The sequence below is a fragment of the Rhizobium sp. USDA 3886 genome (assembly GCF_056279785.1).
The window spans coordinates 1,079,974-1,093,821 of sequence record NZ_JBWCDC010000003.1; the positions used below are offsets into that span (position 1 = coordinate 1,079,974).

Below are 13,848 nucleotides of genomic sequence, written 5' to 3' on the forward strand. Positions count from 1 at the left end.
CGGAGACTCTATCGCCGGATCCAGCCGCGTCATGTAGGCCGCAAACGGCTCCAGGACTGCCAGCCGTCCAGCCCAGGTGAAGGGGTGACTGGTGCGCGACCGGTCCTTTGCCGCTGACAATTAGCCTGGCTGCCTTGCGGCGCGCGTGCTCCTGTCTGCACGAAGATGATCAGGACACCCAAACACCGCTCGGGTCAATTCAAGCGAAGCGCTTCTTCAGGAAGTAGCGCGCAATCGCTCCCGGCCCGCTTTCCAGTTGCCCGAAGACTTCGTAACCGAGTTTCTCGTAGAACGGCCTTGCCTGAAATTCGAATGTATCGAGCCAGACGCCGATACATCCGCGCTCCCGGGCGATGGTTTCCGCCTCGACCATCAAGCGTGTGCCGATGCCTGTGCCGCGGTAGGCTGCAGGAATCGCGAGATACTTAATGAAAGCCCAGCCGTAGCCGTCGACCGCATAGAGCCCGCCGAGAACATCCCGGGTGTGCGGATCGCGATCGAGAATCGCAAAATCGGGCTTGTCCTGGATGTCCCCGACGTTGGCATCATTGTATTCACGCAGCGTCCTGGTGATGGCGGCGCAATGTTCACTGCTGGGATGATCGGTGATGATCTCGAGGATCGGAATATCGACAGGTTCCATGGGCGCGATGCTCGCACAACGGCCATTCGATTGAAAGCGAAACGGTTTGGCTAGTAGGGAAGCCCCACATAGTTCTCCGCAAGCCCAGTCGCAGCTGCCCGGGAATGCGTCAGATAGTCGAGTTCAGCCTCCTGGATCTTCTGGTCGAAATCGCTGGTATCGGGGAACCGGTGCATCATCATCGTCATCCACCAGGAGAAGCGGACGGCTTTCCAGACTCGTGAGAGCGCGCGGTCGGAATAGGCATCGATGCCATTGTTCGAGCGATCCTGATAGTGCTCGATAAGGCCGCTGAAAAGGTAGTGCACGTCGCTGGCGGCGAGGTTGAGGCCCTTGGCGCCCGTCGGGGGCACGATATGGGCGGCGTCGCCGACGAGGAAGAGACGGCCGAAACGCATAGGCTCGGCAACGAAGGAGCGGAGAGGCGCGATCGATTTCTCGAAAGACGGCGCGGTGATCATCTTTTCGGCATGATGAGCTGGGAGGCGGCGGCGCAGCTCGTCCCAGAAACGGTCATCGCTCCAGTCCTCGATCTTCTCGTCAAAGGGACACTGGATGTAATAGCGGCTGCGGGTCTGCGAGCGCATCGAACAGAGCGCGAAGCCGCGCGGATGGTTGGCATAGATCAGCTCATGGCTGACGGGTGCAACATCGGCAAGGATGCCGAGCCAACCGAAGGGATAAACCTTCTCGAAAGTGCGGATTGATCTTTCCGGCACCGCCTTGCGGCATGCACCGTGGAAGCCGTCACAGCCGGCGATGAAATCGCAATCGATGCGATGCGTGATGCCGCCCTTGTCATAGGTGACGTAAGGCAACTGGCCGTCGAATTCATGCGGCTGGACGTCGGCCGCATCGTAGATCGTCAAGGCGCCGCTTTTTTCGCGATGATCCATCAGGTCATGCGTGAGTTCCGTCTGGCCGTAGACCATGACACGCTTGCCTCCGGTAAGCCCAAAGAGATCGATGCGGTGATCGCGGCCGTCGAAAGCAAGCGAGAAGCCGTCATGCGGCAACCCCTCGGCATGCATTCGAGCGCCGGATTTCGCCTGGTCCATAAGGCCAACCGTGCCTTCCTCTAAGACGCCGGCCCGGACGCGTCCAAGAATGTACTCCTTCCCGACACGATCCAAGATGACGTTTTCAACGCCGGCCTCTGTCAAAAGCTGGCCGAGCAGGAGCCCGGCTGGCCCGGAACCGACGATCGCGACCTGCGTGCGCATGTTTCCTCCCCGCACTGTCTTTCGCCAAATTCTCCTCTTCGCGCGCGGCCGCGGCAATGGACATTTCACGCGAGAAATTGAACAAATCGAACATAGAGGGATTTGCGCGCGATGACGAAATTCGTTCCAACCTATGAGCTTTATGGCGAGAGTACCGGCAAAAAGCCGGATTTCTGGCTGCATTGCGAGACAATTCCATCGCGCAGTAGCCTCCATCACTGGGAAATCCGGCTACATCGGCATGAAAACTTCCTTCAGATCTTGTACATCGATGCCGGATCGGGAGATGCGATCTTCGGCCAGGAGCAGCATGCAATCCATCCGCGCACCGTGATCACCGTACCGCCGGGCCTGAAGCACGGCTTCCGCTTTTCGAAAGATATCGACGGCTTTGTTATCACGGTGCTCGCCTCTCATCTGAAAGCCACACCTGGCGATCGCAGTCGTCTCGGGGAATGGCTGGCCGAACCGCACCTGACTGAGCTCGATATGCAAAACGAGGATGCCGCTTACGTGGCGCAGACGCTGACGCGGTTGGGAGAAGAATTTTCATGCCGGCGAAGCGGCCGGAACGATCTGCTGGATGCCTATGTGACTTCGGCACTGCAACTGACGGCTCGGATTTCAGAAGGTGCCGAAAGTGAAGCGGCCGATGAGAATAGCCGGCGCATGGAGGTCCTAAGGGGCCTGATTCAGCAGCACCTAAGGGGACATAGGCCGGCCGCCTTCTACGCTCGCGAGCTCGGCATCTCGCCGACGCATCTGAACCGCATCGTCAAGGCTTCAACGGGACATAGCATGCACGAACTCATCGCCCGCAAGCTGACGGACGAGGCAAAGCGCGAACTGGTCTTCACGTGCGGCAGCGTACAGGAGATCGGCTACCGGTTGGGTTTTGGCGACCCAGCCTACTTCTCGCGCTTTTTTCTGAAGCAAACGGGCGAGACGCCGCGCGCATGGCGCATGGCCGAGCGAACAAGGCTCGGCGTATGATTCCGCTTGTGCTTGCGGGGGAGGGATCGCCGCACCGCTATCGCAAAACCAGCCGCAAGGCCCTTTGCGTCTCCCGCAAAAGCGGCAGATAGCACTCGGCCATTTCCGATGCAGGGGCGTGGGCTGCCGGCGCCCCGATGTTGATGGCTGCAACCGTCTGGCCTCGATCGTTTTCGACCGGAACGGCGATGGAGCAAAGGCCGATTTCAAGCTCCTGATCGATAATGGCATAGCCTTGCGAGCGGACGCGGCGGAATTCCGCAATCAGTTCTTCCGGTTCCGTCTTGGTGTTCGGCGTGTTCTGCCTCAACGCCGTCCGGCCAAGGATAGCACGGGCTTCGCTTTCCGGTAGCGCCGCGAGCAGCACGCGGCCCATCGAGGCGCAATAGGCGGGCAGGCGGCTGCCGGGCATCAGATTGATCGACATGACGCGGCGCTGCGAGGCGCGGGCGATATAGACGATCTCGGTGCCGTCGAGAACCGAGGCAGAGGCGCTCTGCCCGGCCTTGTCGGACAATTGGTCGAGATGCGGCTGGATCTGCACGGGCAGCGGTGTTGCCGAGAGATAGGCATGGCCGAGGCGCAGGATCTTCGGCGTCAATGTGAAGAACTTGCCGTCGTAATCCGCATAGCCGAGTTCTGCGAGCGTCAGCAGCGAGCGGCGGACAGTGGCGCGGTCAAGACCGGCGAGCTTTGAAACCTCTGCGATCGACAGGCGCTGGTGCATCTCGCCGAAGACCTCGATGACTTTCAAGCCGCGGGCAAAGCCGCTGACGAAATCCGTTTCCCGCATTCTGACCTCCAATCAAAGTGCCACACTGTGCGCTATACGAACAAATGTCAAATATCGCACAAAATGCCTTGCCGCCGATTTTGTCTCGCCCTATTCGTGTTCATGGAGGCGTGGAGGAACGTACCCCACCACATCCGGCAAGGAGAGATCCCGCATGGACAAGGCAATCAGGAACGCGGCGGAAGCTGTCTCCGAAATCAGTCACGGCGCCACCGTCATGATCGGCGGTTTCGGCGGATCAGGTGCGCCGATCGAGCTTATCCACGCCTTGATCGACAAGGGGCCGAAGGACCTTACCGTCATCAACAATAACGCCGGCAACGGCCGGATCGGCATCGCTGCGATGATCGACGCCGGCATGGTGCGGAAGATGATCTGCTCTTTTCCGCGTTCCTCGGATCCGCGCGCCTTCACGGAAAGATATCTTGCCGGGGAGATCGAGCTGGAACTCGTGCCGCAGGGAACACTTGCCGAACGCATCCGCGCTGGCGGCGCCGGTATTCCTGCTTTCTACACGCCGACGGGCTATGGCACCGAGCTTGGCGAAGGCAAGGTGATCGCCGAGTTCGATGGCAGGCACTATGTTCAGGAGCGCTGGCTGAAGGCCGATTTCGCGATCGTGAAGGCGCATGTCGGCGACGCGCACGGCAACCTCACCTATAACAAGGCCGGCCGCAACTTTAACCCGCTGATGTGCATGGCGGCTGCAAAGACGATCGTGCAGGTCTCGAAGATCGTGCCGGCGGGCGGCATCGATCCCGAACATGTCGTTACGCCTGGCATCTTCATCGACCGCGTCGTCGAAATATCCAATCCGCAGCAGGAAGAAGAGCTCGTTCGAGCCGGAGTGGCCTACGCATGACCATCGATACCCGCCCCCTCGACACGCGCGAAGATGTTAAGCTTTCCAATGCCCAGATCGCCTGGCGCGCGGCTCAGGACATCGCCGACGGCGCCTATGTGAACCTCGGCATCGGCTTTCCCGAAATGGTCGCCCGCTACCAGCCGCCGGGCCGGCAGGCGATCTTCCATACGGAAAACGGCATCCTGAACTTCGGCGAGGCGCCGCCGGCCGGCGAAGAGGACTGGGACCTGATCAACGCCGGCAAGAGGCCTGTGACGCTGAAGCCCGGCGCTTCCTTCTTCCACCACGCCGACAGTTTTGCCATGGTGCGCGGCGGCCATCTCGACGTCGCCATCCTCGGCGCTTACCAGGTTGCGCAGAACGGCGATCTGGCCAACTGGCGCGTGGGCAGCAAGGGTGTGCCGGCGGTCGGCGGCGCCATGGATCTCGTACACGGCGCCAAGCAGGTCTTTGTCATTACCGAACACGTCACCAAGAACGGTGAGCCGAAACTGGTCGAAAGATGCACTTTCCCGCTGACCGGCGTCGGTTGCATCACGCGCGTCTATACGAGCCATGCCGTCGTTGACATTGTGAAGAGCCGTTTCGTGCTGCGCGAGAAGCTGACGGCTATCTCAATGGCGGAACTGCAGGCCATGACCGGCGCGCCGCTCGATACGGACGGCCCTGTTGCCGACCTTCTCGTGCCGGAGCTTTGAGGAAGAGACCATGACCGAAGCCTATATCTGCGACTACATCCGCACACCGATCGGGCGCTTCGGCGGCTCGTTGTCGTCGGTGCGCGTGGACGATCTCGGAACGGTACCTCTGAAAGCACTGATGGAGCGCAACGCTTCGGTCGATTGGGAAGCCGTCGACGACGTCATCTTCGGCTGTGCCAACCAGGCGGGCGAGGACAACCGCAATGTGGCACGCATGTCGCTACTGCTTGCCGGTCTGCCGGTGTCAGTCCCGGGTACGACGATCAACCGGCTTTGCGGCTCAGGCATGGATGCGGTGATCACCGCCGCGCGCGCCATTCGCGCCGGCGAGGCGGAACTGATGATCGCCGGCGGCGTGGAGAGCATGTCGCGTGCGCCCTTCGTGATGCCGAAGGCGGACACAGCCTTTTCGCGCAATGCCGAAATCTACGATACGACGATCGGGTGGCGCTTCATCAATCCCGTGATGAAGAAGCAATACGGCGTCGACTCCATGCCGGAGACCGGCGAGAACGTTGCGGAAGATTACACGGTCAACCGCGAGGACCAGGATGCCTTCGCGCTGCGCTCGCAGGTGAGGGCCGCTGCCGCTCAGGCAAACGGCCGGCTGGCAAAGGAAATTATCCCAGTCGTGATCCCGCAGCGCAAGGGCGATCCCGTGGTGGTCGAGAAGGACGAGCATCCGCGCGCAACGACGATGGAAGCGCTGGCGAAGCTCGGAACGCCCTTCAAGAAGGAAGGCGGTACGGTCACAGCCGGCAATGCCTCAGGCGTCAACGATGGCGCTGCGGCACTGATCATTGCTTCGGAGGCGGCGGCGAGGAAATATAGTCTGAGGCCGATCGCCCGTATCCTGGGCGGTGCGGCCGCCGGCGTGCCGCCGCGCGTCATGGGTATCGGACCAGTTCCGGCGTCGCGCAAGCTGATGGCACGGCTCGGCATGACCAAGGATCAATTCGATGTCATCGAACTGAACGAAGCTTTCGCTTCGCAGGGGCTGGCAGTGCTGCGGGAACTCGCGATTGCTGATGACGATCCGCGCGTCAACCGCAATGGCGGCGCCATCGCGCTTGGCCATCCGCTTGGCATGTCGGGCGCGCGCATTACCGGAACGGCTGCGCTGGAACTTATCGAAACGGGCGGGCGCTATTCGCTCTCGATGATGTGCATCGGCGTCGGCCAGGGGGTTGCAATAGCCCTCGCAAGAGTCTGACGGCGCCAGGCACCCGCCGGCTCTCTCTTTCGTGCATTGTCCATTCTAGATTCCGCCTGATAAGACTCTCGTCAAATCCATTTCACTATCTATTTCATTGGTTTTCGGAGGCTGTTTTCGCCATGACGGATCTTGCTCAATCACTCGCGTCCATCAAAATACCTGACCTGAACGGCAAGGCGGTGCTGATTACCGGCGCATCGACCGGCATCGGTGCGGCTCTGGCGCGTGCATTCGCAGCGCAGGGCATGAAAGTTGGCGTCCACTATAATGCGAGCCGCGAGCCGGCCGAATTGCTCGCCGATGAGATCAAGGCGACCGGTGCCACCGTGCATCTGGTGCAGGGCGATGTCTCACGGGAAGGCGAGACTGAACGCGTTGTCGAGGAAACCGCTAAGACCTTCGGCCATCTCGACGGCCTGATCAACAATGCCGGCGGCATGCTTGGCCGCAGACCGACCGCTGAATATACTGACGAGCATTATGCCAAGGTTATGGACCTGAACGCGCGCTCAGTCCTCGCTGCAACACGTGCCGCGCATCCGTGGCTGAAGAAGCAGGGCGGCTTCATCATCAATACGACCTCGATCGCCGCGCGAAACGGCGGCGGCAACGGTGCGATCCTTTATGCCGCCTCCAAGGGCTTCGTCTCGACTATCACGCGGGGCCATGCCAAGGAGTTCGTGGCCGACCGTATCCGCGTCAATGCCGTGGCGCCGGGCGTCATCGCGACGCCGTTTCACGAGCGCTACACCAATGACGAACAGATGGAGATGCAGCGCAGGACCATTCCGATGGGTTTCGTCGGCACACCGGAAGACTGCGTCGGGGCCTATCTGTTCCTCGCTTCGCCGACGCTTTCAGGCTACATCACCGGCCAGATCATCGAGGTGAACGGCGGCCAGTTGATGCCGTAGCACCCTTAGAGCCGATCCAGGGAACTTTCGCACTGCGGTAACGTTTCCCGCTTGGCCATCCACCAAGCGGAGACACTATGAGTTTTTCCTTTTCCGAACTCGATTTCATGAAGCCGGAACTCGGCGCTGAATATACCGGGACTGGTACGCATTTCGCTGTCTATTCCGCTCACGCCGAGCAGGTCGACCTATGTCTCTTTTCCGACGACGGCAGGACGGAAATGGCACGCATGCCGTTGCCTAAGCGCGAGGGCGATATCTGGTCAGGCTATATTGGCGGGCTGAAGCCGGGCGCCGTCTACGGCTATCGCGCAAGCGGGCCCTATGATCCAAAAAACGGGCATCGTTTCAATCCCAACAAGCTTCTACTCGATCCCTATGCCAAGCAGGTTGTTGGCGATCTCAAATGGAACGATGCGCTCTACGGCTACACGATTGGCAAGGACGATCTCTCCTTCGACGAGCGTGACAGCGCGCCTTTCATGGTGAAAGGCATGGTGCAGGATCCGGATTTCGACTGGGACGGCGATGAGGCGATCCGCCGCCCGTGGACGGAAACGGTCATCTATGAGACGCATGTGCGCGGCATGACGATGACGCATCCGAAGGTGCCAAATAAATTACGCGGCACGTTTCTCGGCATGTGCAGCGATCCGATTATCGACCATCTGACGAAGCTTGGCATTTCGGCCGTCGAATTGCTGCCGATCCAGTATTTTCCGAACGACCGGTATCTGGAGGAAAAGCGCCTCACCAATTACTGGGGCTACCAGACGCTCGGCTTCTTCGCACCGCAATCGCGCTATATGTCGACCGACAAGATCACCGAATTCAAGACCATGGTGAAGAAGTTCCATGCCTCCGGCATCGAGGTGATCATGGATGTGGTCTATAACCACACGGCTGAAGGCAGCGAAAAGGGTCCGACGCTTTCCTTTCGTGGCCTCGACAATGCGAGCTACTACATCCTCTCGCCGGACGATCCTCGTCACACCTTCGACACGACAGGTACCGGCAACACGCTGAATGTCGCCAATCCAATGGTCATGCGTATGGTGCTGGACAGCCTGCGCTACTGGGTCGGCGCGATGCATATCGACGGCTTCCGCTTCGATCTCGCGAGCACGCTCGGCCGTCAGGATATGGAATTCGACCGCCAGGGTATCTTTTTCAGCGCGATCCGGCAGGATCCGATGCTTGCTGGTGTGAAACTGATCGCCGAGCCGTGGGATGTCGGCGAAGGCGGTTATCAAGTCGGCGGATTTCCGCACCCCTTTCGTGAATGGAACGACAAGTTCCGTGACGATGTTCGCCGCTTTTGGAAAGGCGATGGCGGACTGGTGTCGGAGATGGCGGAGCGCGTCACCGGCTCGGCGCGGCAGTTCAACCATTCTGACCGCGGCTCGACATCATCCATTAATCTTCTTGCGGCTCATGACGGCTTCACATTGATGGACACGGTCTCCTTTGACGGCAAGCACAATGAAGCGAACGGCGAGGACAATCGGGACGGCCACTCCGACAATCACTCGGACAATATGGGTGCGGAGGGCGCAACCGACGACGCCGGTATCAATGACGCGCGCCGTAGACGGCGGCGCAACATGATGGCCACGCTGCTGCTCAGCCAGGGCGTGCCTATGATCCTTGCAGGCGACGAGGTGGGCAACAGCCAGGGCGGCAACAACAATGCCTATTGCCAGGACAACGAGATTGGCTGGATCGACTGGAACGGGCTCGACGATCCGTTTCTAACCTTCTGCCAGACGATGATCGCTTTCCGCAAGGCGCAGCCGGAGCTTCGGCAGGAGCGCTTCCTGACAGGCGAAACCGCAGAGGACGGACGGATTGAAGTCGCCTGGTACAAGCCGGATGGCCATTTCATGGACGACGGCGCGTGGAATGACAACGAATTGCGGGTGCTCAGTGTTTACGTGTCCCGGAGTGTTCACACATCGGACGCGGAAAAGATGGACGGCCTCTTCATGGTGTTCAATGCTGGTGGGGATTGTGAGGTGACGCTTCCGGGGGTGAACGGCATCAAGTCCTGGCAACGGGTCGTCGAGACTGGAGCCGACGATCCCTTTACGGCATTCGATCCGGAAAACCCTGTGATGGTCTACCGCGAAAGTATTGCCGTTTTTGCGCCGAAAGGTGCCACAGAACCGCCAAAGAAGGCCACGAAGACCGAAGGTCCGCGATGGTTCCACTTCGGTCGCAAGAACAGATAACAATCGAAACAAAGCGATGAATGCGGAAGACCTACGTGAAGTTGGCCTGGTCTATGTAAGCGATACCGAACCCGGTATCCGCAGGCAGAAAAAGGGCAGGGGCTTCTGTTACCGGCTGCCAGACGGTTCGCTGGTCAGGGAGCCGCAGCAGAAGCACCGTATCGCCGCACTTGGATTGCCTCCCGCATACGAAAACGTCTGGATATGTCTGAACGAAAACGGCCACCTGCAGGCGACAGGTTTTGACGCGCGCGGACGAAAGCAATATCGCTATCACAATGATTGGCAGTCCTTTCGCAGCATCGCAAAATTCGATCAGCTGATCGGTTTCGCCCAGGCTTTGCCTAGGATACGGCGGCAGGTGCAGCGCGATCTTGAGACCGGCACGGAAGATGTCCGTGGCGTTCTTGCGGCTCTGACGACATTGCTCGACCAAGCACATCTTCGCGTCGGTAACCAAGCCTATCTTAAGGAAAATGGCACTTATGGCGCAACGACGCTTTTGAAGCGGCACATCACGCTAACGGAGGGCCGGATCGAGCTGAAGTTTCGTTCCAAGGGCGGAAAGCGTGTTCGGCGCTGCCTCCGGCATCCCCGGCTGCAAAAGATGCTGGAAGAGATCGCCGACCTCCCCGGCCGCCAGCTTTTCGTTTGGAAGGATGAGACCGGTACGTTGAAGCTGATCGAATCCGGACGATTGAACAGTTATCTGGCGGAAATTTCCGGTACTGCGATCACCGCGAAAACCTTTCGGACGTGGGCCGGTTCGCTCGCGGCCTTCGCCGTTGCGCGGAGCGCATTCGAAGGCGGAAAGCGCCCGACCGTGAAGGATATGGCGGAGGCGTCAGCCGCAGTGTTGCATAACACGCCCGCCATCTCGCGCTCAAGCTATATTCACCCCTCGATCATTGCTCTTGCCGACAAGGACCGTGTCTGTCCGGAAGGCGAGGGCACGTTCCCGCTGGTTGTGCCGCTGTGGGGGTTGCGGGCGGAAGAAAACCGGCTGCTTGATTTCCTTTCCCGCGATCGGCGGGCAGCAGAGGCGGCTGTACGTAAAGCCTCATAAAAAACGCCCGCACAGGGGGCGCGCGGGCTCAAGATAACAGGAGGTCCTATCAAGCGGCTCGCTTCTCGTGGCGGCCTTCCTCGATCTCTTCGACGACCTTCGTGACGAATGCGTCCAGATCGTCCGGCGAACGGGAGGTAATGATGCCCTGGTCGGTTACTACCTTTTCATCTTTCCAGGTGGCGCCGGCGTTCTTTACGTCAGTCTTGATTGAGTGGTACGAGGTTGCCTGTCGGCCGCGCAACGCATCGGCTTCGATAAGCAGCCATGGTGCATGGCATATGGCGGCCACAACCTTGCCGGATTTCACGAACTCGCGAACGACGCGCATGGCGTTCTCGTCGGCGCGCAGCTTGTCAGGATTGATCTGGCCGCCGGGCAGGACGATGGCATCGAAATCGTCGACCTTCACGTCCTTCGCCTGCAGGTCGACGCCGATGCTGTCGCCCCAATCGCCCTTGTGCCAGCTCTTAATGCTTCCCTCCTTGATGGAGGCAATCTTGACCGTGGCCCCGCGCTTTTTTAGCTCCTCGTGCGGTACCCGCAGCTCAGAGCGCTCGTAGCCGTCGGTCGCTAGGATAAGAATTTTCGCAGAGTTGATGGAAGGCATGGACATGTCCTTTCCTTCTTCTGTTGAACTCGGGATCCCTAGGCAGAACTACGCCAAGCGCCGTGGTTCCGAGATAGCAAGCGGAACCGCTAAAGGCCGAAGCGGTTATCGTTGTAGCGGATGAGGAGGCGAACAGATGGAACCCGAAGCAATCCGGCTTGAGCCTAGCGAATTCGTTCCGAACAATCCGGCGTTTCCGCTGTTGTTTTATCGAGGCGTGCTGAAGGATGGGAATCTCGCGGAGGGTTTTGAAGGCCTGTTCAGACGAAACGGCTGGGGCAATATGTGGCGGAACGGCGTCTATCCGTTTCATCACTATCATTCGAAAACCCATGAGGCCCTGGGTTTTGCCGCTGGCAGCGCGACGTTGATGCTTGGTGGACCGACAGGCCTTGAGATCGAAGTTCATGCTGGCGATGCTGCGATATTGCCCGCGGGAACCGGCCATTGTCGCCTTTCCGCAAGCAGCGATTTCCTGGTGATCGGCGCCTATCCGCCCGGGAGCGACTACGATCTCTGTCGTGAAGCGGCAACGCCGGAACAATTGAGGCGTATCCGAGACCTCTCCGCGCCACGAACCGATCCGGTTACCGGCGGAAATGGCGGACTTATTGCACTTTGGCGCTGAAATACTGGAACTTTTCAGGTCGGCCGCCGAGACTGTGATTAAAAGACCGAGGGTGATGCATATAAATTGCAAATAGGATCTGTGCTAAAGCTATGCGTCACCCAGCACGGGAAAGGTCCCGGAAGGGCTGTGGCAGCGCTTCATCGTGCGGAACCGATGGATTCTGGTTTACTCCCTCAGCCTCGTAGACTTCGGGCCGCTTGGTGACGGAAAGCTGGAACAGACGGCTCGTGGTCATGACCTGAGTGGCCCAGGACGGCGAACCGACAGGAGAAACTATCTACACGACCGAACCCCGATCCTTCGTTATTTGCGGCCGCCTTAACGAGTTCGAGACCGAACACGGCGGGAATGAGCGCAAATTCGGATGTTTGGAACGTTTTCGAAGGAAACTTGCTCCGACCGGGAGATCGTCACCTTTGATGACCTTTACGAGCGCGCGCGATTGATTGTCGAGACGGGAGAGGGCAGCTTAGCACACACAATCAAGACATGCCTTTCGGGGCCTTTTGATTGCCCGTTTCACGACTGCACGGGAATCCTAGTCAATCAGAGGCTCGCGAGCGGGGAAGTCCATCGGCACGATTACCGTCGTCATGTCGCCTTTCCCTGCCCCAATTCTTCGGCCGGAATGCCCATGGCTGCCGCCAGTGCCGCCTTGCCTTTGTCAGGCATGGCTGCCAGCCCCGCGATAACGCCCTCCTGCCACGATTTCCCACGATCCCATGCCTCCACATAGGCATCGGCAAGAAGATCGCTCTGTCGCGTCTCCACGAGCGCCTGCGAGAGCAGCGACGCTTGCAGGAGGTCCTTGTCCCGCTTTGCCCGCCCGAGCGCGTCTGTGAGCCGTCTTGAAGCCACGATGAGCTTATGGACGGCATACCGTTCGGGAGCCGGGATAGTTACGCTCACGCCTTCCCGATGCAACAGGACTGTCCTCACAGGCTCGTAGATCAGGTAATCGAGGAACCGCAGGTTTTCCGCCGACGCACCGCCGAGGGCGGGCATTGGCGACGGTTTGCCCGTATGTTCGTCCGATCCCCGGTTGCCCGTCAGGAATTCCACTCGGTATCCCTTGCCATTCACGAATGCGGCGACCTTCGCCTTGTCCGCCTGGTGTGGGACCGCACGGAATGACGGATCGACCGACTGGAGGACGTCCAGCACCGGAGGCAGGCTGTCTCCGACCTCCGAGCTGATCGCGAAATCCTGTGCGAAATCCGCATCGCCCGTCTGCATCGCAGTCGATGGCAGACGAACACCGAGCAGTCCAGCGTAGCAGCTGAAAGCCACCGATCCGATCAGAACCGCCCGCAGCCGAAACAAGCCAGCTTCGGCAAGAGCTTTCGTGATATCGCCCGCGAAGGCATCTGGTCCATCCAGTCCGCCGCTGCGCTTGAGGACGCCGACGAGGCGGCGTCGCTCGCGGAGGTCGTCCTTGATCTCCTTGTGGGCGTTCACCCGCGCCGTGATCTCCCTGTCGCTATGCGGGCCGACATAGCGCCGCTTGTCGCCTTCGGGAGTAGGGAGATCGAAATACCAGTAGTTCTTGCCCTTAACCGGAACCGTGACGAAACGGCCTTCAAGGGGGAAGTCCGCCTGAAACTGCGCATCGAGCGAGCGCTGCGCCAGCTCTGCGAACATCGTGCGGTATGTGATGTCGATCTGCTTCATGCCTTGTTGTTCCCTCGCAGCTGCCGCGGCCTCTTGCTCGGCCTTGAGATCGGCCATTGCCTTATCGAATCTAGACTGCCTTCTTTCGAAGAAATCGTTTTTTGCTCGAGGGCATCCATCCGTTATAATGTTCTGACAAAAACATTATAACTCTCCTGCCCTTCGGTCAATCGATCGCCAATTATAATGTTCCGGCAGAAACATTATAACGGCCTGCTCTATGTCAGCTTACCTCCCGATTTCAATTGAAGCTCTAACCTGAAATTGCGTCGCTCGTTTTCGACCTAACGG

Annotated in this window: 14 protein-coding genes; 8 read left to right on the top strand and 6 right to left on the bottom strand. The window is 59.5% G+C overall.

Going from position 1 to position 13,848, the window contains the following annotated elements; genetic code table 11:
• Positions 1 to 199: 199 nt before the first annotated feature.
• The gene (locus ACZ9BX_RS28000; protein WP_476221430.1) at positions 200 to 643 is read right to left on the bottom strand and encodes a GNAT family N-acetyltransferase; all 444 of its coding nucleotides are present in this window, start codon (positions 641 to 643) and stop codon (positions 200 to 202) included.
• 50 nt (positions 644 to 693) lie between these two features.
• Positions 694 to 1,866 carry a 4-hydroxybenzoate 3-monooxygenase gene (gene pobA / locus ACZ9BX_RS28005; RefSeq protein ID WP_476221432.1) on the bottom strand — a complete coding sequence of 391 codons (1,173 nt, stop codon included), beginning with the start codon at positions 1,864 to 1,866 and terminating at the stop codon, positions 694 to 696.
• Between the two features lie 111 nt (positions 1,867 to 1,977).
• Between pobA and ACZ9BX_RS28010 the strand changes: the two genes are divergently transcribed.
• Positions 1,978 to 2,859 carry a helix-turn-helix domain-containing protein gene (locus ACZ9BX_RS28010; protein ID WP_476221433.1) on the top strand — a complete coding sequence of 294 codons (882 nt, stop codon included), beginning with the start codon at positions 1,978 to 1,980 and terminating at the stop codon, positions 2,857 to 2,859.
• 37 nt (positions 2,860 to 2,896) lie between these two features.
• Here the strand turns inward: ACZ9BX_RS28010 and ACZ9BX_RS28015 are convergent, their stop codons facing one another.
• Complete coding sequence (locus ACZ9BX_RS28015) at positions 2,897 to 3,652, bottom strand: IclR family transcriptional regulator (RefSeq protein WP_476221434.1); 756 nt, start codon at positions 3,650 to 3,652, stop codon at positions 2,897 to 2,899.
• A 154-nt stretch (positions 3,653 to 3,806) separates the two neighbouring features.
• On the opposite strand from ACZ9BX_RS28015, the gene ACZ9BX_RS28020 reads away from it, so the two are divergent.
• The 6 genes from ACZ9BX_RS28020 (at position 3,807) to ACZ9BX_RS28045 (ending at position 10,645) form a co-directional block, all read left to right on the top strand.
• Positions 3,807 to 4,514, top strand: coding sequence for a 3-oxoacid CoA-transferase subunit A (locus ACZ9BX_RS28020; RefSeq protein ID WP_027511187.1), 708 nt, complete (start codon positions 3,807 to 3,809; stop codon positions 4,512 to 4,514).
• Entirely contained in the window at positions 4,511 to 5,215 is a 705-nt protein-coding gene (locus ACZ9BX_RS28025) for a 3-oxoacid CoA-transferase subunit B (protein WP_476221436.1), read from the top strand. Before ACZ9BX_RS28020 ends, ACZ9BX_RS28025 begins: the two co-directional genes overlap by 4 nt.
• A gap of 10 nt (positions 5,216 to 5,225) precedes the next feature.
• Positions 5,226 to 6,431, top strand: coding sequence for a 3-oxoadipyl-CoA thiolase (gene pcaF, locus ACZ9BX_RS28030; RefSeq protein WP_476221438.1), 1,206 nt, complete (start codon positions 5,226 to 5,228; stop codon positions 6,429 to 6,431).
• A gap of 122 nt (positions 6,432 to 6,553) precedes the next feature.
• Positions 6,554 to 7,348 carry an SDR family NAD(P)-dependent oxidoreductase gene (locus ACZ9BX_RS28035; protein WP_027511190.1) on the top strand — a complete coding sequence of 265 codons (795 nt, stop codon included), beginning with the start codon at positions 6,554 to 6,556 and terminating at the stop codon, positions 7,346 to 7,348.
• 77 nt (positions 7,349 to 7,425) lie between these two features.
• Positions 7,426 to 9,579, top strand: a complete 2,154-nt coding sequence (gene glgX / locus ACZ9BX_RS28040) for a glycogen debranching protein GlgX (RefSeq protein WP_476221441.1) — start codon at positions 7,426 to 7,428, stop codon at positions 9,577 to 9,579.
• Between the two features lie 16 nt (positions 9,580 to 9,595).
• Entirely contained in the window at positions 9,596 to 10,645 is a 1,050-nt protein-coding gene (locus ACZ9BX_RS28045; RefSeq protein WP_476221443.1) for a DNA topoisomerase IB, read from the top strand.
• A 49-nt stretch (positions 10,646 to 10,694) separates the two neighbouring features.
• Here ACZ9BX_RS28045 and ACZ9BX_RS28050 read toward each other — a convergent pair whose 3' ends face one another.
• Positions 10,695 to 11,255 carry a DJ-1/PfpI/YhbO family deglycase/protease gene (locus ACZ9BX_RS28050; protein ID WP_476223067.1) on the bottom strand — a complete coding sequence of 187 codons (561 nt, stop codon included), beginning with the start codon at positions 11,253 to 11,255 and terminating at the stop codon, positions 10,695 to 10,697.
• A 136-nt stretch (positions 11,256 to 11,391) separates the two neighbouring features.
• Here ACZ9BX_RS28050 and ACZ9BX_RS28055 point away from each other — a divergent pair, with 136 nt between their 5' ends.
• Positions 11,392 to 11,883: a cupin gene (locus ACZ9BX_RS28055; RefSeq protein ID WP_476221444.1), complete on the top strand. Its 492-nt coding sequence runs from the start codon at positions 11,392 to 11,394 to the stop codon at positions 11,881 to 11,883.
• 97 nt (positions 11,884 to 11,980) lie between these two features.
• Here the strand turns inward: ACZ9BX_RS28055 and ACZ9BX_RS28060 are convergent, their stop codons facing one another.
• Positions 11,981 to 12,121, bottom strand: coding sequence for a hypothetical protein (locus tag ACZ9BX_RS28060; protein WP_476221445.1), 141 nt, complete (start codon positions 12,119 to 12,121; stop codon positions 11,981 to 11,983).
• A gap of 356 nt (positions 12,122 to 12,477) precedes the next feature.
• On the bottom strand, positions 12,478 to 13,557 hold the full coding sequence (locus ACZ9BX_RS28065; RefSeq protein WP_476223068.1) for a nucleotidyltransferase family protein: 1,080 nt from the start codon (positions 13,555 to 13,557) through the stop codon (positions 12,478 to 12,480).
• Positions 13,558 to 13,848 lie beyond the last annotated feature (291 nt).